This is a genomic window from Coleofasciculus sp. H7-1, from assembly GCF_057473865.1.
The window spans coordinates 22,327-40,629 of the sequence record NZ_JBYCCT010000083.1 but is presented as its reverse complement, the minus strand read 5'-3'; the positions used below and the strand labels follow the sequence as shown (position 1 = coordinate 40,629).

Here is an 18,303-nt window from a genome sequence, read left to right as displayed (position 1 = left end):
CGGATTGCTCTCGACAAACTGCTAGTTTCTATTGCTACCCTGCCGAAGCCTCTCCCTCTATTGAGCAGAGTGTCTTTTAGACCCTGCCTTGATGTCCTCCTAATGAAGCTCGGCTAAGATGAATGATGCACAAGCGGATATGGATGCAGCCAGTGCGATCGCAAAGCGGATGTCCCACAAGTTGGTCGAGAAGCGGCGCATTAACGTTAGCACGGCTCAGGAAGAGCTGGCGGCTCGCGAAGAGCTGCCAACGTCTGCAACCCTGACGATAGAGCCTCTCACTTCACCGATGCCCAGCCCAGTTGAACCGGGTTTTATAGAGGAATACAAGGGCGCACTCATGCATTACCCCAGCGATCGCTGCACTCAGTTAAGGCAACAGATTACTCAAATCCTTCTGACAAGCTCAGATCCGGAAACGGTATTGCCCAAAATTGCGGATGTGGTGGGAAAGAGTTTGCAGGTAGACGCTTGCTTCATTAAAGCGATCGCTAGCCATCAGGCGACACCGCAGGCTGCTTTTTGGTATGCAGAGGCACTCTCGTGGTCTAATGGAACATCGAACGCGGCTGATGCAGGAACGGTTGAGTTGAAGAGCCTGCGTCCTCTGTCCTCGAAAGTGTGGATGCAAGACAATGCCGTGCTGGAAGAGATCCTGAGCGATCGCCAACCTGTAGCGATTTCGGATACTCAGGCAATTGAAATCGGACGTGCCTTGGAAGATCCGGTACGTGCCGTCATGGGAATTCAAGCCCAATTTCAATCTTCAGCAAATGGGGTGATTGTCGTCGGGCGATCGCAACCAGGCGATTGGACAGATGTTGAACAAGAATTGCTGAAAGCTGTTTCAGACTCAGTTGCGATCGCGATTTCTCAAGTCCAACTCCAGCGACAGGTACGTATCGCCGCCCAATACCAAATCCTGATCAACCAGCTGACGCTGGCAATTCGGGCAGGCAGAGACGTGAATCAGATTCTCCAACTCGCGCTTGCCGGTACAGCGCAAGCTTTCCAAGTTCACCGTGGCTTTATTCTACTGCTGAAATACGTCGATCCCCCGTTGAAAAATCGTTCTTTAAAACGCATTCCTAAAGCGAAAGTCACGGTGGTTTGCGAATCGCCTTCCCAAAGCAACAGCGAACAAGCAGCAACAATTGAAGATACTGAGTCTGTCGTGTCGCCTTCTTGGTTAAACCATTCCTTTGCTCTGTCGGAGTGTCACTGGTGCCAACAAGTCTTCATGCAGTCGCCTGAGCCATTGGCGATCGCGAGTCAAGCGGATCTCGCCACCAGCAACCCAGCAGACACCTCTGCCAGTCAACCCTCCGACCTCTTTAACCCAGAAGCCATGCCTGCTCTGCTGATGGTTCCCCTGGAAAGCCAAGGCATCGTGTTGGGGTTCCTGGTGCTACAGCATCATCAGCCTCGTTCTTGGCAGTCTGAGGAATTAGAGCTAGTAAAATTGGTCAGCGCTCAGGCGAGTACGGCAATCATTCAAACGCAATCATTACGCCAGGTGCAAGCCCTCGTCGAGGAGCGTACCGCCCAGCTGCAAGGCAGTATGGAAATGCAGGCGAAGTTGTACGAAAAAACTCGCCAACAACTCGATCAGTTGCGGCAACTCAATCAAGTGAAGGATGAATTCATCAGCAACCTGAGCCATGAGTTGAAAACACCGCTCACCAAAATGAAGATGGCGATTTGTATGTTACGTCAAGCGGAACTGCCGCTAGAACGTCGTGCTAAGTACCTGGAAATCCTTGATGAGCAATGTACTCAAGAAATTAATTTGATCGCGGATTTATTGGCTCTCCAGGAATTGGAGTCGAAGAAGTCTTCAATTCATCTGCAAAAGGTAGACCTCAAGCAGGTTATTCAAGAGTTGGTTGAGGCGTTTGAGCAGAAATGGGGGGATAAAGGATTAACGCTAGCAGTGGAGTTACCCAAGCGATCGCTAATGCTCCAGACTGACGCGGATAGCCTCAATCGGATACTGCAAGAACTTTTGACTAATGCTGGCAAATATTCTGAGCCAGATTCTACCGTTCATCTGCGTGCCACTCATGAGATTAATCCGCAAGGTAATCAGATTGTTCTTCAATTGAGCAACAATGGTTCTGGCATCTCGCCAACAGAAATGGGGTATATCTTTGATAAATTCCGCCGGGGTGAAGGCATCACCAAACAAGCGATTCAAGGCACTGGGTTGGGCTTAGCTCTGGTAAAGTCTTTAGTACAGCATATAAATGGCGCGATCGCTGTCTCCAGTTGTTCTACTGAAGATACTCATGCTTGCGAAACCTGCTTCACGCTCACCTTGCCTCAGTCTTTTGACAGCATCCAAGTCTGAAGCCAGAAACTAGACAGCCAGACGCCAAATCTGAGCGTTTATAAGCTGTTGCACATTTAACTTGCATATTTTAAAAATAGGGGAAAAGTGGTGAATTCCTCTCCTCGGTCCCTGAAGCAGTTCAAACTGGCTTTCTTGGAGATTGCACGGCTTACTAATTCCTGTAAAGGCTTACCTGCCAAGCGCCCCGATTCTGACTCCTGACTTCATTAAGTGATGATATGCTCGCAAAAGCTCCACTGAAACCCTTACGTTGGCAACGAACTAAATATACTCCCCTGGCTCGTCAATTAGACATTTTTGGAGCGGCAGCAGAGTGGGTGTTTTATTTATGGTGGGATGGCATCTTTAAAAATACTTCTCCTTTACATAAAAAGCGTCGGGCACAGTGGTTAGTTGAAACTTTACTAGATTTAGGTCCGACTTTTATTAAGATTGGGCAGGCATTGTCTACCCGTGCGGATTTGCTACCTCTAGAATATGTAGAGGCGTTAGGGCAACTACAGGATCGGGTTCCGGAATTTAGTGTCCAAGAAGCGATCGCTCTCATTGAATCTGAACTCGGTAATTCAATTCATGCTCTGTATCGGGAGTTCGATCGGTTTCCGATTGCTGCTGCTAGCTTAGGGCAAGTTCATAAAGCACGGCTGCATACGGGTGAAGATGTCGTTGTCAAAGTACAACGTCCGGGATTAGAAAGGTTATTTAAATTAGATTTTCAAGCTCTTGGTAGACTTGTCCGTTTTTCGCGGCGCTACTTACCTTGGACAAGAAAATATGAATTAGAAGCGATTTATAGCGAGTTTTTTAATCTTCTTTATCAAGAAATTGACTATGTTCAAGAAGGCAAAAATGCCGAACGTTTTGCCGCCAATTTCCTCGGCTATCCCCGCGTTATTATTCCTAAAATTTATTGGCGCTACACGACTACCAAAATTTTGACTATAGAATATTTACCAGGAATAAAAGTAAGCGATCGCAAAACTATTGAAGCCTGTGGATTAGATCCAAAGAAAATTAACCAACTGGGGATTTGTTGTTACTTAAAGCAACTCTTGCAAGATGGTTTTTTTCAAGCAGATCCTCATCCCGGAAATATGGCAGTGAGCCAAGATGGCAGCTTAATCTTTTATGATTTTGGCATGATGGCAGAGCTAAAGTCTATTGCCAAAGACCAAATGATTAGGACGTTTTTTGCCGTTTTAAAAAAGGACACAGATGAGGTATTAGATACCTTAATTAGTATGGGTTTAATCGTGCCCGTCGCGGATATGACTCCGGTACGAAGATTATTAACTTTTATCTTAGATAAGTTTACCGAAAAACCTATCGATATCAAAGCTTTTAGTGAAATGAGTACTGAAGTTTATGCCATGTTTGAGCAGCAACCCTTTCGCTTGCCTGCCCAGATGACGTTTATTTTAAAGGCATTAACCACACTCGATGGTATTGCTAGGGCACTCGATCCTGAATACAATCCAGTAGCAGCGGCTCAACCTTTTATTAAAAGTATCACCGTCTCTCAAGCTAAAGGAAATTTAATCGGGGAACTTGCCCGACAAGCCAAAGATTTTATTAATTATAAATTGCGACAACCAAAAGCTTCGGAAATTTTAATCCGGCGCTTAGAAGAACGAATTGAACGGGGAGAGTTACAATTGCGGGTGCGAAACCTGGAAAGCGATCGCATCTTCAAACGGATTAATTTAGCCCTAAAAAGCCTAATTTATGCTTGCTTAACAGGTTTTACCCTGCTGTCGGCTGTAGTGCTGCTGGCACTACCTTCCTATGGTAGTTGGGCGATCGCTATTTTTGGCTTATCAGGTCTATGGTTCTTGGTGTTGCTACGCTCTTTATTCAATCTAGCTCTGAAAGAAAAGATAGACAAACTAGCTGAAAAATAGCCATTAGTTCCTTTACCACCTAGAACGATGAGAATTTACTCCATTCAATTAAAAAGGCAAAAGGCAAGAAAAATTTTTCTTGCCTTTTGCCTTTTTGATACCCCCAGGGGAATTCGAATCCCCGTCGCCTCCGTGAAAGGGAGGTGTCCTAGGCCTCTAGACGATGGGGGCCAGCTCCGTTGCACTTTTATTAAGTTAGCGAATTTAAAAGTTTTTGTCAACACCTGGACGAAAAAAATTTCAGCGGTGAGGAAGACAGGCAATTCGGAGCATTGGGGCAGGGGAAAGCGATCGCTTGGGACGTAATTTTATTCAAAAAGCCCGATCGCTTCAGCCAGAGCTGCTAGAACAATAGTAGTCTTCTATTATTTCTATCTTCTCACATTCCATGCTGACCCATCACCGCAGACCTGTCTGCCTATCACTTGTATCTACTGATATGCCGGTTTGGTCTACCATTGAAACCGCTGCTACCTTGTATCAAAAAGACCAGCAGCGCTTTCATCTGCTGCTCACGGAACCAGAAATCCGGGATTGGGAACGCTCTGATGAAGCCCCCGCTGGTGCTACAGACCAACCGCCAGCAACTCCCCGACTTTTGTGGCTGGAAATTTCCCCTTCTAGGGTGATCATGACCATGCAGGGAAACGGCAAGTTGAGTTATCGCCACCTCTGGGAACGAGGGATTTATGGTCTCAGCCGCTATTGGTTGCATAGCGATTCCTTAGGCACGCATGGACAGGTGCGTCTGCGAAACTTTACCAGAAGTTTGACCCTGGAGGGGCGTCTGTTACCAGAGCATCTGCGGCTGGAATATGAATTATGGTCGGAAAAAGTCCAGATGGGGAGCTATATCCTGAATTTGGAGATTCATCATTAGTAATTAGTCCTTAGTTGCTACTCCCCAACTAAGGACTAATTACTAATTACTTCAGATCCTTAAAAAGTAAACGTTGTGCGGACGGTGCCAATCACAAGATCGTCATTAGCAGCGTTATGATCAGGAGCTGTGAGCCAGATAATCCCCGGTGTTATGGCAATGTTATCCGTCAGCTGGTACTGATAGAACGCTTCTAGGTGCAATGAGGTATCTGAATCCTGAATACCCAACTGGCTAAGGCTATTATCCCGATTTGTCATCTTTGGCTCCATACCAACAATTACACCTGCCAAATTGCCGGTTTTTCCCAAGTCAGGAAATGCCAAAGTTAAAGCCCAGTTCCAGATGTTAGCATCTCCCAGCGCTCTAGCCCTTGCCGCCGTGTAGCCAACCCAACCCCCAACGACAAACCGGGGACTAATTTGAAAGGAGGCTTCTACACCATAGGAATTGCTAACCACTGGAAACCCTAACGGATTTAACCGATTGGTAAGGTTAGCGTCATTGCTGCCAGTTTGCAGGTCATTTTTATAAGCGTGAACATAAGTCAATCCAATGCTGGCGCGATCGCTAGGTTTAAATAATACTTGTGCCAGTGCGCCATAAGAACCATTGAACAATCCACTTCCAGATTCTGGATTCTCAGCGTCACCGGCTAAATAGCCTAAGCTCAGTTCCAGTTTGTCGTTGAAAGCGTGCCGAATGCCAATACCCGCCCCTTCAACCAGGTAGTAGATGGAAGGGCGGGTTCCGAAGCGAGATAAGGCACCACTGCCACCGTCGCCATCCAGGTAAGGGTTGACGGTATTGGTAAAATCTTCTGCGCTGGCGTTGGCGGCAACCACGACTTCTGTATTCTTGCCGACTGGGAACTGGTAAAACAGCTCATCAATCACGATATCACTGCTGGTATCGCCCTTAAAAAATAGGTCGCCTTCTGGGGTGAGGGTACGTTCGGAAAGAGAACCCAATCCTTCAGCTTGCAGTCGAGTTCTCAGGATATCTCGACCTGTAAAGCTAGTTTCTAAGTTTAGGCGCGTCCGATGCCCAAAGATTGCCACGTTATCGATTGGCTTGCCATCAGCATTTTCCCCAGTTGCAACACCTGCAACCCCAAAAATCGCTTCCCCAGCAAGTTTGGTAGTGGTGGAGAATCCAATCAGTTGCAGTTCCGCAGTCCGCGCTGTTAGTTCATCGACTTTCCCGCGCAGCAAGGCGAGTTCTAGCGTATATTCTTCTTTTAAGCGCTCCAAGATCGCTAAGTCTTCTTTGGCAATGGCGTCTGAGTTCGCCACAGGCAGTATCTGGGTAATTCGGTTGAGGGCGAAATTCAGGGCGGCGGCAAATTCATAGCGGCTCAAGGCTCGATTGCCCCGGAAGGTGCCATCGGGATAGCCTGCAATGACCCCATATCGCTCTACTAAAGACCGCAGCGCCTCATAGGCCCAGTCGCCAGGTTGAACATCCTTTAGCTGGGAAACGTTGGTGACTTGGCTCATAGGGTCATCAACAGAGTCTTCCTGCGCCGAGTCTGGCTGAGTGTAGCCATCGATTTGTTCTAAAACGCTGGATGATGACTCAGGCGGATCGTAGACAGGCATGACAACTTCTGGGGTGTCAACAGGAACGGGATTTTCTGGCGTTGTCGGAATTTCAGACGCGATCGCTTTCCCCCCGACAACCAGGATTGCTCCTAAAACTGCTGAGCTTACCCACTGAGAATTCTTGAAGATTTTGCACATCTCTACTCTTGACACCACTTAAGCTTCTCCCACATTGTTCATTGTCAGATGCTTTCTAACATGACGAGAGAGAAGATTTTTTTTATTCCACCCAGAGTGTTCCTGCGTTGAAATTTCAGTAGCGATCGCCCATCCGATAAAACAACCAAACTCATGGCGATCGCAGGCAGGAATCGCTGCTAAAACAAAGAGTAGAAGCACTACCCTAAAATCACCATGACACCGAAAACAACGCGCCGTGCTTTCTTAGCCACTAGCATAGCTGTAGCGGGAGGGATTGTCGGCACTGCGGCGTTGAAACAAAATCAGACGCCAGCGGAGTCATCCCCGCCGGTGACAGCGACCATGCCAGAACGGGAATTGGGAAGCACTGGGGTGCGTCTCCCGATTCTCGGTTTAGGTGGTGCTGGTCAGACACCATTATCCTGGGAAAAAGCGGAAGATAAAGCGATCGCGCTCATTCAAAAAGCCTTAGATTTAGGAATTCGTCACTTTGATACAGGGGCTAGCTATGGCCCTAGCGAAGATTATCTAGGAAAGGTGCTACCTGCACATCGAACTAGGTTGTTCCTGAGCAGTAAGACGGCTATCCGTGACCGAGATGGGGCTTGGCGAGAGTTGGAGCGCAGTCTCAAACGTCTGAATACAGATTACCTTGACCTCTGGCAACTCCATCATGTTTCTTTTGAGCAAGAACTAGACGAAATTTTTGGGCGCGGCGGTGCAATTCATGCTTTGGAAGAGGCAAAACAGCAAAAGCTGGTGCGTTTCGTTGGCATCACCGGGCATCACGAACCGGCAATTATCGCTGAAGGCTTGCGTCGCTATGCCTTTGACACGACACTTATTCCCGTGAATGCCGCCGATAAACACCACCCGCGCCCGTTTATCCCGGCAGTGCTACCAGTGGCGCGTCAGAAAAAGGTGGGCGTCATTGCCATGAAGGTGCCAGCTTATGGGCGTCTATTTAAGCCGGGAGTGTTGGATGGAATGCATCAAGCGTTGGGGTACTCGCTGTCAGTACCAGGGGTGGATTGTGCAGTCATCGCCGCTGAAAATCCAGCACAATTGGAGTCAAATGTCAAGGTAGCGCAGGTATTCCAATTATTTGCTGAGACAGCGATCGCAGAAATTGAGCAACGCACTGCTGCTGCTTGGGAGGATAATACTTTCTTTCGCGCTTGGACTTGATTGTTTTAACTATAAAGGATGCAGAAAATTTTTCTGCGATCGCACTTTAACTGACTCAATGTAATTTGATTTAATCAAATTACCATCGGGAACGCGCCTTACGACTATTACCGAACGTCACCACCTGCATACCGAGAACGCGGAAATAAAATTCGCGCGACGCCTCAATGCTATGCACCGTCAGAACTAGGCGATCAGTGTTATTGACGTTCATATTGATTTAGTTATTGAGAATTATTGACAATAAATTAACTGAGTCTTATACTCTTTGGAGTTATTTGCAAACCTTTCTCAATTGATCGGCGCTAATCGTCGATCATGTCATGCCGAAGAACCCACTACTACTACAAATACTACAAAAAGGAAAACCTTTGAGCCGTCGCCAACTGCTGGCACTAGGATTAGCAGGAGTCGGTGTGACTGGTGCAGCGTTAGCCGGAGGCAATGCTTTGCGCTTCGCTTTCCCAGCCCTCAATAAAAAACAAACGCTCCCCGTGAGAGTGCCACTTGCGAGTGATGCACCAGCCGATCCTAGCGACTTCAACCCAATGGCGGTGTTGCGGGATTTTGATTATGGCACGATTAAGCGGGAAAATGGACGCACAATTCGGGAATTTAGGATTGTAGCGGGGACTTCCACGCTACAGCTCAATAGTGCTGTTTCTTTTAACACCTGGACTTTCAACGAGCGCGTACCGGGACCAACATTACGGGCAAAAGAAGGCGATCGCATTCGCGTTCTTTTTCTCAACCAAGGGGGACATTCCCACTCAATGCACTTTCATGGCTTCCACCGCCCTGAGATGGATGGCGTGCGTCCGGTGCGCCACGGAGCTGCAACGATTTATGAGTTTGATGCAGAACCGTTTGGCGTGCATCTGTACCACTGCCACACGGAGCCGGTGACGCGACATATTAGCAAAGGGCTATACGGAATGTTTATCATTGACCCTCCGGAGGGGCGTCCACCGGCGGATGAGATGGTGCTGATAATGGCTGGCTATGACATCAATGAGGATCGCAAAAATGAACTCTATGCCTTTAATGGTCTGCCGGACTATTACATGATGCACCCGATCCCGATTTACCAGAATCAGCTAATTCGACTGTACATTCTGAACATGATTGAGTTCGATGTAGCGGCGACGTTTCACCTGCACGCCAATATGTTTCAGGTGTATCGCACTGGGCGAACTCTGACTCCCACGGAAGAGACAGATGTCATCACAATGGGTACCGCTGAACGGCATATCCTAGAATTTTCCTTCCGGTATCCGGGGAAATATATGTTTCATCCCCATCAAGACGAGATGGCAGAACACGGTTGTATGGGTCAATTTGAAGCTATCAGCTCCGCTTAGTAGAAACTTTCGCAAAAATTAGTTGATATAGTTTCGCAACTACTAGATAATAGACCCCGGAATCTGAATTAAAAAAATGTCTCAAAACTTCTCAATGATGCCTTCTTTTCGTTTCCTATCTTTTGCCGTGGCGATCGCTGGTTTACTCGCTCTAACCAGCTGCGGTGATGCCTCAACCACCAACAACACATCCCCAGCGGCTATTCCCTCAACCGCAGCTTCTTCCCCTGCAAGTACCACTGAAACGGCTGCTCACAATCACAGTAGTGGTAAGCAAATCAACATTAACACTGCCATTCTCTCCGAGCTAGACAAATTAGAAGCGAAATTAGGTATCCCAGCGCTGTCTAATAAAATTCAAGCAAGTCGTCCCTACGCCAGTCCGGAGGAATTAGTTTCCAAAAAAGTAATTAGCCAGGAACAATATGACCAAGTGAAAGACATGGTCACAATTGAGGATGTAGTGCTAACTGGGGAAGCCAAAGACGTTGACTATATGACCAAGTTGGGCTTGATGAAAGGTCATCTATTGGTTGCTAGAGAACTTCTGGATCAACAAAAACCCGACCAAGCGGAACCTCACATTGGGCATCCTGTAGAAGAAATCTACGTGGATGTAGAAGATCAACTCAAGGAACGTAACGTCAAAGAATTTAAGACAACTTTAATTAGCTTGCAAGATTTGGTGAAGTCCAAACCCAAAGATGCCAGCGTAAAAACGAGTTTCACTCAGTCCACAGAGGCTGTTGACGCAGCAATCCAGACTTTACCGGAAACACAACGCCAGTCTCCGAAATTTGTGCTACAGACGATCAACGGGTTGCTGGATGCGGCGAATGCAGAATATGGAGCCGCGATCGCTAACGGCAAAATCTCCGCCGCGATTGAGTATCAAGACTCGCGGGGGTTTGTTAACTACGCCGACACTTTATATAAAGGGATCGCCGATAAAATGGTTAAAGAAAATCCGGAAGCCCACAAAGCGATCGCAGATAGCATGACCCAGTTGAAAACTGCTTGGCCTACTGCCATTCCCCCGGCTGCACCCGTAAAGACTCCGGAGGAAGTGAACCAGCTAATCAAGACAATTGAGAAAAACGCTCAAACTGCGATCGCGAAAAGTTAACCATCTACTACATTACTGAAAGCATGAAAGAGCTTGACCAAAAAAAGACCATTGACCTGCTGAACACTATCATGGAATTTGAGCTGGCAGGAGTGGTGCGTTATACCCACTATTCCTTGATGGTAATTGGCCCCAATCGGATTCCGATTGTGGAGTTTTTCAAGTTGCAGGCAACTGAGTCCTTAACTCATGCCCAACAAGCGGGAGAAATTCTGACAGGTTTAGAGGGACATCCCAGCCTGCGGATTGCTCCCATTGAGGAAACCTATAAACACTCGGTGCAAGACATTTTGCGGGAAAGCTTTAATCATGAAAAGAAAGCGCTAGACCTATATAAAACCTTGCTAGAAACGGTTGCAGATGCCAGCATTTACTTGGAAGAATTTGCCCGCACGATGATTGGCACCGAAGAAATGCACACCATAGAAATCAAAAAGATGTTGCGCGACTTTAGCTAATGGGTAATGGGTAAGCAGAGCTTTGAGTTTTGAATGTTGAGTTTTGAATTAGAAGAAAGTTCTTATAGAGGTTCTCGGTTATATGAGGTACATTCTCAAAACTGGAAAGCTTGATAATCGTGAATTTTGGCGTACCTCACTCCTGTAATAACCGCTATAACTCAAAACTCAGACGCGATTTATCGCGTCTCTACAACTTTTCCCCAATTCCCAATTCCCAATTCCCTACTACCAATTACCAATTATCATGGATTTTAGTTCTGCGCTACCTACCTTTGCGATCACCCTGCGGGAAGGCGTTGAAGCCGCCCTAGTTGTGGGAATCGTGCTGGCTTGCTTGAAAAAAGCCAAGCAGAGTTCCCTGAACCCTTGGGTTTATGCGGGTGTTGGGGTCGGGCTTGCCGCCAGTGCCGTAGTAGGCGTTCTGTTAGCCTGGATAGCTCAAACCCTCTCGAAATCCAATCAACCGTATGCACCGGTGCTGGAGCCACTTCTGGAGGGTGTATTCAGTGTGATAGCGATCGCAATGCTCAGCTGGATGCTCATCTGGATGACTCAGCAGGCACGATCGATGAAAGCATCAGTCGAAGGAGCCGTCACCTCGGCTCTGAGGCAAAATGGGACTGCCGGTTGGGGGATTTTCAGCCTAATTTTCATTGCGGTTCTGCGGGAAGGTTTTGAAACCGTTCTATTTATCTTTGCCAAATTTCAACAAGGTTTAATTCCAGCTTTGGGTGCCCTAACTGGCTTAGGAGTTGCCGCCGGGATTGGCATTGCTTTGTTCAAGTGGGGGATTCGGATTAATATCCGCCTGTTTTTCCAGGTGATGGGCGTTTTATTGATCCTAGTTGTTGCGGGTTTAGTCGTATCCTCGTTGAGCCATTTTGACACAGCGGTTGCTACCTTAGCTCAGATGGATCGGCAGTCAGAAGCCTTGTGTTTCTATTACGAACGGTTTGCTAAAAATCCCTCCTGTATTTTGGGACCGATGGTTTGGAATACGACCCAAACCTTACCCGATGACAAGTTTCCTGGGCTACTTTTTAGCGCCTTGTTCGGATATACCGATAAGCTCTACGTTGTTCAAGCAATCAGTTACGTGCTGTTTTTGCTTACCATTGGGGGCATTTATTTCCGCAGTATTACCGGACGCACCAGTGTAGCAGCGGCAAATGGTAAATCGGCGCAAAAACCCATTAGCTACCGGCAAGAATAGAGCCGATTGCCAGATTCTAGAGATTGGTATAGTGGTAGTCATAGGAAAACCCGTTCTCTGAGAAGAAAACGGGTTTTCCTATGTTCGGATTGTTTTAGCGACATACCGATTGTCCTACCGCTTCAGGGTGACAGGAACAATACGTCCTATGCAAAAATGAGCGATCGCCAGTTGCTAAGCACGAAAGTCTAGCACTAGAGAAGAAATTGCTACCCTAGGAAGAGTCACATAAAGGTTAGCTTAGCTCTCTTGCTCAACTCCGAAGTGCTTTGGCAGCAGGGACAAAAGCATCAAACTCTCGCAGATGCACGGGATAATTCTTAAGCACTACCCGTGAAGGCGACTTCTGGAAATTTCGCCTGAGCATCAGACATAGAACGGCGTTTGCCTTCCTCTTGCCAGTAGTTAATCACTTCTGTCGCTTTGTTGAGCAACGCGACGCGCTCTAGATCGACAATCCAATGCTTGGCTTCCAACTCATTTTTTAGCTGTTCCCAAGCATCGTTCCGAGGCCAGAAAAAGTAAGATGTCAGAGGGCTGGTGCCTTTGCCTACTACTTGGTCAACTGCTAGTGCTACGTTCTCTTCCAGCCAGAGAACCTTTAAAATAAACCTCGACAATCACACCTCCAGGGAAGCCCCAGGCTTGTTGGATACTCTACAAACGACTATTTTACACCTAGGCGATCGTGGATAGCTATGTGTTTGCTCATCGGATATTTTAATTGGGATTGGGAGGTGCTTTGCAGTGGTTCGAGAATCTAGTTGCCCTTTAGTCGTTTTCGATATTGACGGTGTGGTGCGAGATGTTGGGGGATCTTACCGACGGGCGCTGGCTGATACTGTGGAGCAGTTTACTGAGGGCGCTTACCGACCGACGCCAGAGGAAATTGACCGGCTGAAGTTGGAAGGGATGTGGAATAACGATTGGGAGGCGTCCCAAGAGTTGATATATCGTTACTTTGAAAGCTCTGGACAGAAAAGATCGCAACTGAGCCTTGATTATGACGTTTTGGTTGCTTTTTTTCAATCCCGGTATCGAGGGCCAGATCCGCACCATTGGACGGGTTATATCTGCGATGAACCGCTGCTATTACAGCCGAGCTATCTAGAGCAACTGACGGCGGCTGGGATTCCGTGGGGATTTTTTAGCGGTGCTACCCGTGGATCGGCTAGTTATGTTTTAGAGCAACGCCTGGGTTTAAAGTCGCCGTTGCTAATTGCGATGGAGGATGCTCCTGGTAAACCTGACCCGACAGGGCTGTTTGCGGCGGTGCAAGAGTTGGAAAAAAGATCGCCGATTCACCCCTCAACGCCGATTATTTATGTGGGAGATACGGTTGCCGATATTTACACGATTGAAAAGGCGCGATCGCTCCAGCCTCACCGTCGTTGGATTGCGGTGGGCATTTTGCCACCCCACGTTCAGGAAACCCAGGGACAAAGTGATGCTTATGCAGATGCTCTCAAGGCTGCTGGTGCTGCTGCGATTTTCCGCAATGTGCAGGAGTTGACGCCAGTGCAGATTTTACAACTGGTAAATTCATAAGCATGAGCTAATTGTGTAGCGACGGGCGAGTGGATATTGCCTCATACAAATGGATGAGCGGTTAAGGTGAGTTTAAATACACCTAGCAGGGCGAAGGGGAAGTGGGACTGCCATCAGTAGATTGGAACAGTAGAAACAACACTTCCCAGGAAAATTCATCATGCAATCAACCAATCAATTTGAAGCCATGACTCCTCAAGCCGCTGCTACAAATGCCATTAAAAAGCCAGTTCTGCGTAGAGGTTCCCGCGATCGCGCAGTGGTAGAACTACAACAACTACTCGCTCATTGGGGCTATTATGCCACTCCTTTCGATGATGTGTTTGACCTCCCCGTCGAAAATGCCGTGAAAGCTTTCCAGCACCGCGTCTTTCTAGTAGAAGATGGGATTGTTGGCGCTAAGACGTGGCAAGCTCTTTACTCTGGTGCCCCCGTTGATATGCCAGAACTGAGACTGGGTAGCCGTGGTGAAGCCGTGAAAACCCTTCAGAAAGTCCTACAGTTGATTCCCGATGGTGTTTTCGGATCAAATACGCAGAATGTTGTGAAAAGCTTCCAAAGCTCCCATAATTTGGTAGCAGATGGCGTTGTTGGTTCTCGGACTTGGTTTGAGTTGAGCAAGGTACCTCACTAAGAAGTTGCCGAATCGGGATGTTGTGGTGATACTTTTAACCTCCATCCCTCGCACCGAAGATGGAACTTTCAACCAGCGCGATCGCTCTAGAAGTCCTAGGGCGATTCGCTTACGCGATCGCGCAGCTTCACGCGCTGGTTGTTTGATCGGGAGTCTCAACTGTGCAGAAAATCGATAAATTTCCACTCAGAATGCAGCTTCTGACCGCAGAGAGTGTGCGGAGCGGGTATCGCCATCTATATTAAGAGACGACCCCTAAAATTCTGCAATTACTGCTCATATTTCAGCAGATGTGCAAAGTTTCTTCCCATTCATCTGTTATTTTTATGTTTTCTGCTCAAACTAGGACTTTATTCGGTACGATAGGCGCGATCGCTACAGTCATCGCTACTAGCGTTACAATTCCACCAAGCAACATCAAGGCATACGCGGCCCCAATCGATGCTTCTGTTGCAGTAGCGAACTTAAACGCTTGGGAAAACGCTCAACTAGAACGCACCCTTAGAGGGCATTCTGATTGGGTAAATGCTGTCGCCATCAGCCCCGATGGAACGACTTTAGCCAGTGGCAGTTCTGACAACACGATCAAAATTTGGAATCTTGCCAGCGGACAAGAAATTGGTACCCTTACGGGGCATTTCAAACCAATTTACACAATTGCGTATAGCCCTAATGGGCAGCTTCTCGCCAGTGGCTCTCAAGATAGTACGATCAAAATTTGGAATCTTGCTACAGGTCAAGTAATCCGCACCCTCAGAGGGCATTCTAGCTCAATTGATTCGGTCGTTTTTAGCCCCGACGGACAGTTTATTGCCAGTGGGAGTAAGGACGACACGATCAAGATTTGGAATCTGACCTCCGGCGAGCAAATCTTAAGCCTCACGGGACATTCTAATGGGATTGATGTTGTTGCCTTCACCCCAGATGGGCAGACCCTAGTGAGTGGTTCTGAGGACAAAACGATCAAAGTTTGGAATCTAGCCACAGGTCAGTTAATCCGTACCCTCAAAAAGCATACAAATGCGGTTCATTCCTTGGCAATCACCCCAGATGGACAGACGCTCATAAGTGGGAGTTTTGACAAAACCATCTACCTTTGGGATATGACCACAGGTCGTCTCATGGGTCGCCTTAGAGGGCATTCAGACATGGTTTATGCAGTTGCTATTAGTTCGGATGGGCAGTTTCTCGCCAGTGGTAGCGAGGACAGAACAATTAAAATTTGGAGCCTGAAAACTGGGCAACAAATTACAACCCTCACGGGTGATTCTAGTGCGATTTATTCCCTCTCCATCAGCCCCGATGGACAGACGATTGCAACTGGTAGTTATGACAAAAAGGTCAGAATTTGGCGGACGCAGGGACTTTAAATTGAATCGCACTGAACTTTTGCCCTAAACTAAAGTTTGGGCTAAAAGTTCGCAACCCGTTTCAAGTGAGATATTGCACCATTCTCAGTAAACAAAGTCCGCCTTGAACTCAAGTTCAAGGCTCATAGCTCAAGTCCATTGAAATGGACTGAAATTCTTTCCCAGTCCACGAAACGTGGACTTGAGCTCAGGACTTACGCAAAGCTTATACATACAGCGTTTTGTAGGGGCAATCCCCCTGTGGTTGCCCTCAGATGTGGTGATGTGCGGCGAGTCCTGAGCTATAAGCTGTAGGGTTTAAACCCCTGGAGGGCTATTGCAACTGGTGCAAGATGTGAGTTTCAACGGGTTTAAAGCTTACTCAGTAAGCTTTAGCTTGACATAGCTTCTCGCTGTGAAATTTATTTCCAGGCTCCTGACGTCAGTGCCATTCACTTTAAATCTATATTTTAAAAAGGAATCTACCTCCCAACCTCCTCACCGAAAAGCAGAGAGTGGGGATGGGGTTAAACTGTACTTGTATCCAAAGGAGAACTGCTATAAGTGTCGCTCATTGACGTGCATCTTGAATCGCCAGACTTCAGATACCTGCCTCCAAAGAAAAAGGCTTAAGCATAAATGCTTAAGCCTTTGTAAATTAAATACGAGTAACTGAAACTAATTGTGCTTACAGATTACTCAGCCTTTTTCGTGTCAGCTTTTGCAAACACAAACTAAAAGGGTTTAGCTTCTAAAGCTTAGTAGCGGCGAGAAAAGCTGTTGTTTCCGCGACCACCACCACCACCAGATGGGCCTCTATCTTCTTTGGGCTTCGCCTTGTTAACTTTCAAGTCGCGACCCATCCATTCAGCACCGTCAAGGGCTTCAATGGCAGCTGTTTCTTCAGCTTCTGTACCCATTTCTACAAAGCCAAAGCCGCGTAGACGACCTGTTTCCCGGTCAGTGGGTAGCTGGACGCGCTTTACAGAACCATATTCTGCAAAAACTCCAGTGAGGTCTTCTTGCGTAACTTCGTAGGATAAGTTGCCTACATAAATAGACATAGATTGTCTCCAAAATCAGAGGGGTGTAGAGATTTGAGTTTCGGAGAGAAGCCTGTCAAGTCCAAAAGGAAAACACCTATCAATACTATAAACAAACACTGCAACCGAATTTATTCTCACTTATTAAGATAGCACAACGGATTCCGGAATGGGACGCTTGGCATCTAATTTTTCCAACAATTCTTCAAACTTTGACTGAGCATGGCTTCTAGCGAATTTTCCGGATTGGGAAAAGTCAGGGCGATCGCTTTCGTGGCGGATGCATATTTTGAAAGAATTTGCAATAGAAAGATTACATAAATTTTATAATTTCGGGCACACGGATGAAATCAACAACGTCTCAGTGTAGAGCAACACATTTTTGTGGTGTGCGTTGTTTCCCAATATACTAAAATGACAAATAAGCAAATTTCCGCTAAAGTTTTCACGGCGATCGCAGTGGTGACAACGATTGGCATTTCCGCAATGCCTATGTTCAAAGCAGTATCTCAGCCGCTCACTCCAATCTCCACCTTAACAGCTCAAGCACCCGCCAACACTTGGCAAAATGTGCGACCGATTCGCACCATAGAAGCGCATTCAGGGAGCGTGGGAGCGATCGCTATAAGCGCCAATGGACAGCTAATCGCTAGTGGAAGCGATGATGGCACGATCAAAGTATGGAATCTAAAAACGGGTCAACTAATTCGCGCCCTAACTGGGCATACTGACACCATTTGGGCACTTGCTATTAGTCCTAACGGACAAACCCTCGCCAGCAGTAGTGCGACCAACGATGGATCGCTGAAACTGTGGAATTTAAAAACTGGCAAGGTAATTCGGACTATCAAGCAGGATTGGTACGTTAAATCTCTCGCCTTTAGCCCGGATGGAGAACGCCTTGCCATTGGTAGCTGGAACACGACTGCACGGAACGCAGAGATTGAAGTGTGGAATGCACGCACGGGTAAATTAATCTACAGCTTCCAGGGATCTCCTCAGTCGAATTTAATGGTCGCTTTCAGTCCCGATGGAAAAACTCTCGCCAGTGGGAATGAAGACAGTACGATCCAACTATGGGATCTTAGGGCAGGCAAACCCATTCGCACCCTCAATAATGGAGAAGCTGTCAGAGCGATCGCTTTTGGTCGAGATAGCAAAACCCTTGTCAGCGAGAGTTATAATCAAATCGTCAAAATCTGGAATCTGCAAACCGGCGAACTCATCTCTACACCGATTAAAGATTCAGGCATCGTTTTCGTGAATGCTGTCGCTTTGCATCCGAATGGTCGGATACTTGCAAGTGCCTTAGGCGGATCGGAGGGCACTCTAAACCTGTTTAATTTGCAAACTGGCAATGCAATCAATCCTCTTACAGGGTCTTTTAGCGTCGTCTCCTCACTCGCTTTCACCCCAAACGGTCAGACTCTTGTTAGTGGTAACTTTGACGGAACAATTACCTTCTGGGAACCCCAGTAATTATACTCAGGACTTACGCAAT

The 18,303-nt window shown here is 47.2% G+C and carries 17 protein-coding genes and 1 tRNA gene; 13 read left to right on the top strand and 5 right to left on the bottom strand.

Going from position 1 to position 18,303, the window contains the following annotated elements; genetic code table 11:
- The first annotated feature begins 118 nt into the window (after nt 1–118).
- Both AC2VDX_RS24060 and AC2VDX_RS24055 read left to right on the top strand, forming a co-directional pair.
- Nucleotides 119–2,350 carry a GAF domain-containing sensor histidine kinase gene (locus AC2VDX_RS24060; RefSeq protein WP_378172211.1) on the top strand — a complete coding sequence of 744 codons (2,232 nt, stop codon included), beginning with the start codon at nt 119–121 and terminating at the stop codon, nt 2,348–2,350.
- A 221-nt stretch (nt 2,351–2,571) separates the two neighbouring features.
- A complete protein-coding gene (locus AC2VDX_RS24055) occupies nt 2,572–4,254 on the top strand; it encodes an ABC1 kinase family protein (RefSeq protein ID WP_378172208.1) in 1,683 nt (560 codons plus the stop codon).
- Nucleotides 4,255–4,352: 98 nt separating this feature from the next.
- On the opposite strand, the gene AC2VDX_RS24050 is transcribed toward AC2VDX_RS24055, so the two are convergent.
- Nucleotides 4,353–4,425 (bottom strand) — tRNA-Glu (locus AC2VDX_RS24050).
- Between the two features lie 217 nt (nt 4,426–4,642).
- On the opposite strand from AC2VDX_RS24050, the gene AC2VDX_RS24045 reads away from it, so the two are divergent.
- Nucleotides 4,643–5,134, top strand: a complete 492-nt coding sequence (locus AC2VDX_RS24045; RefSeq protein WP_378172205.1) for a hypothetical protein — start codon at nt 4,643–4,645, stop codon at nt 5,132–5,134.
- A gap of 59 nt (nt 5,135–5,193) precedes the next feature.
- On the opposite strand, the gene AC2VDX_RS24040 is transcribed toward AC2VDX_RS24045, so the two are convergent.
- Nucleotides 5,194–6,876, bottom strand: a complete 1,683-nt coding sequence (locus AC2VDX_RS24040; RefSeq protein WP_378172284.1) for an iron uptake porin — start codon at nt 6,874–6,876, stop codon at nt 5,194–5,196.
- Between the two features lie 18 nt (nt 6,877–6,894).
- Nucleotides 6,895–7,077 carry a hypothetical protein gene (locus AC2VDX_RS24035; protein WP_378172202.1) on the bottom strand — a complete coding sequence of 61 codons (183 nt, stop codon included), beginning with the start codon at nt 7,075–7,077 and terminating at the stop codon, nt 6,895–6,897.
- 15 nt (nt 7,078–7,092) lie between these two features.
- Here AC2VDX_RS24035 and AC2VDX_RS24030 point away from each other — a divergent pair, with 15 nt between their 5' ends.
- The 5 genes from AC2VDX_RS24030 to AC2VDX_RS24010 all read left to right on the top strand — a co-directional run bounded on the left by AC2VDX_RS24030 (nt 7,093) and on the right by AC2VDX_RS24010 (nt 12,228).
- Nucleotides 7,093–8,067 carry an aldo/keto reductase gene (locus AC2VDX_RS24030; RefSeq protein ID WP_378172200.1) on the top strand — a complete coding sequence of 325 codons (975 nt, stop codon included), beginning with the start codon at nt 7,093–7,095 and terminating at the stop codon, nt 8,065–8,067.
- Nucleotides 8,068–8,390: 323 nt separating this feature from the next.
- The gene (locus tag AC2VDX_RS24025) at nt 8,391–9,428 is read left to right on the top strand and encodes a multicopper oxidase domain-containing protein (RefSeq protein WP_378172197.1); all 1,038 of its coding nucleotides are present in this window, start codon (nt 8,391–8,393) and stop codon (nt 9,426–9,428) included.
- Nucleotides 9,429–9,525: 97 nt separating this feature from the next.
- Nucleotides 9,526–10,554 carry a ComEA family DNA-binding protein gene (locus AC2VDX_RS24020; RefSeq protein ID WP_378172281.1) on the top strand — a complete coding sequence of 343 codons (1,029 nt, stop codon included), beginning with the start codon at nt 9,526–9,528 and terminating at the stop codon, nt 10,552–10,554.
- 23 nt (nt 10,555–10,577) lie between these two features.
- Nucleotides 10,578–11,012 (top strand): ferritin-like domain-containing protein, encoded by a 435-nt coding sequence (locus AC2VDX_RS24015; protein WP_378172194.1) that lies wholly within the window; start codon nt 10,578–10,580, stop codon nt 11,010–11,012.
- Nucleotides 11,013–11,259: 247 nt separating this feature from the next.
- Nucleotides 11,260–12,228 (top strand): FTR1 family iron permease, encoded by a 969-nt coding sequence (locus tag AC2VDX_RS24010; RefSeq protein WP_378172191.1) that lies wholly within the window; start codon nt 11,260–11,262, stop codon nt 12,226–12,228.
- A gap of 320 nt (nt 12,229–12,548) precedes the next feature.
- On the opposite strand, the gene AC2VDX_RS24005 is transcribed toward AC2VDX_RS24010, so the two are convergent.
- Nucleotides 12,549–12,848 carry a 30S ribosomal protein PSRP-3 gene (locus tag AC2VDX_RS24005; protein ID WP_378172188.1) on the bottom strand — a complete coding sequence of 100 codons (300 nt, stop codon included), beginning with the start codon at nt 12,846–12,848 and terminating at the stop codon, nt 12,549–12,551.
- A 127-nt stretch (nt 12,849–12,975) separates the two neighbouring features.
- Here AC2VDX_RS24005 and AC2VDX_RS24000 point away from each other — a divergent pair, with 127 nt between their 5' ends.
- The 4 genes from AC2VDX_RS24000 to AC2VDX_RS23985 all read left to right on the top strand — a co-directional run bounded on the left by AC2VDX_RS24000 (nt 12,976) and on the right by AC2VDX_RS23985 (nt 15,780).
- Nucleotides 12,976–13,776: a TIGR01548 family HAD-type hydrolase gene (locus AC2VDX_RS24000; protein ID WP_378172185.1), complete on the top strand. Its 801-nt coding sequence runs from the start codon at nt 12,976–12,978 to the stop codon at nt 13,774–13,776.
- Nucleotides 13,777–13,936: 160 nt separating this feature from the next.
- Nucleotides 13,937–14,410 carry a peptidoglycan-binding domain-containing protein gene (locus tag AC2VDX_RS23995; RefSeq protein ID WP_378172182.1) on the top strand — a complete coding sequence of 158 codons (474 nt, stop codon included), beginning with the start codon at nt 13,937–13,939 and terminating at the stop codon, nt 14,408–14,410.
- A 25-nt stretch (nt 14,411–14,435) separates the two neighbouring features.
- Nucleotides 14,436–14,588, top strand: a complete 153-nt coding sequence (locus AC2VDX_RS23990; protein ID WP_378172180.1) for a hypothetical protein — start codon at nt 14,436–14,438, stop codon at nt 14,586–14,588.
- A gap of 148 nt (nt 14,589–14,736) precedes the next feature.
- The gene (locus AC2VDX_RS23985) at nt 14,737–15,780 is read left to right on the top strand and encodes a WD40 repeat domain-containing protein (protein ID WP_378172177.1); all 1,044 of its coding nucleotides are present in this window, start codon (nt 14,737–14,739) and stop codon (nt 15,778–15,780) included.
- Between the two features lie 737 nt (nt 15,781–16,517).
- On the opposite strand, the gene AC2VDX_RS23980 is transcribed toward AC2VDX_RS23985, so the two are convergent.
- The gene (locus tag AC2VDX_RS23980) at nt 16,518–16,823 is read right to left on the bottom strand and encodes an RNA-binding regulator (protein ID WP_378172174.1); all 306 of its coding nucleotides are present in this window, start codon (nt 16,821–16,823) and stop codon (nt 16,518–16,520) included.
- 393 nt (nt 16,824–17,216) lie between these two features.
- Between AC2VDX_RS23980 and AC2VDX_RS23975 the strand changes: the two genes are divergently transcribed.
- Complete coding sequence (locus AC2VDX_RS23975; protein ID WP_378172171.1) at nt 17,217–18,281, top strand: WD40 repeat domain-containing protein; 1,065 nt, start codon at nt 17,217–17,219, stop codon at nt 18,279–18,281.
- Nucleotides 18,282–18,303 lie beyond the last annotated feature (22 nt).

Bases quoted from the DNA above. Each gene is read 5' to 3' on its own strand.
- AC2VDX_RS24060 (WP_378172211.1), top strand. From the start codon at position 119: ATGAATGATGCACAAGCGGATATGGATGCAGCCAGTGCGATCGCAAAG.
- AC2VDX_RS24055 (WP_378172208.1), top strand. From the start codon at position 2,572: ATGCTCGCAAAAGCTCCACTGAAACCCTTACGTTGGCAACGAACTAAA.
- AC2VDX_RS24045 (WP_378172205.1), top strand. From the start codon at position 4,643: ATGCTGACCCATCACCGCAGACCTGTCTGCCTATCACTTGTATCTACT.
- AC2VDX_RS24040 (WP_378172284.1), bottom strand. From the start codon at position 6,876: ATGTGCAAAATCTTCAAGAATTCTCAGTGGGTAAGCTCAGCAGTTTTA.
- AC2VDX_RS24030 (WP_378172200.1), top strand. From the start codon at position 7,093: ATGACACCGAAAACAACGCGCCGTGCTTTCTTAGCCACTAGCATAGCT.
- AC2VDX_RS24025 (WP_378172197.1), top strand. From the start codon at position 8,391: ATGCCGAAGAACCCACTACTACTACAAATACTACAAAAAGGAAAACCT.
- AC2VDX_RS24020 (WP_378172281.1), top strand. From the start codon at position 9,526: ATGCCTTCTTTTCGTTTCCTATCTTTTGCCGTGGCGATCGCTGGTTTA.
- AC2VDX_RS24015 (WP_378172194.1), top strand. From the start codon at position 10,578: ATGAAAGAGCTTGACCAAAAAAAGACCATTGACCTGCTGAACACTATC.
- AC2VDX_RS24010 (WP_378172191.1), top strand. From the start codon at position 11,260: ATGGATTTTAGTTCTGCGCTACCTACCTTTGCGATCACCCTGCGGGAA.
- AC2VDX_RS23995 (WP_378172182.1), top strand. From the start codon at position 13,937: ATGCAATCAACCAATCAATTTGAAGCCATGACTCCTCAAGCCGCTGCT.
- AC2VDX_RS23985 (WP_378172177.1), top strand. From the start codon at position 14,737: ATGTTTTCTGCTCAAACTAGGACTTTATTCGGTACGATAGGCGCGATC.
- AC2VDX_RS23980 (WP_378172174.1), bottom strand. From the start codon at position 16,823: ATGTCTATTTATGTAGGCAACTTATCCTACGAAGTTACGCAAGAAGAC.
- AC2VDX_RS23975 (WP_378172171.1), top strand. From the start codon at position 17,217: ATGACAAATAAGCAAATTTCCGCTAAAGTTTTCACGGCGATCGCAGTG.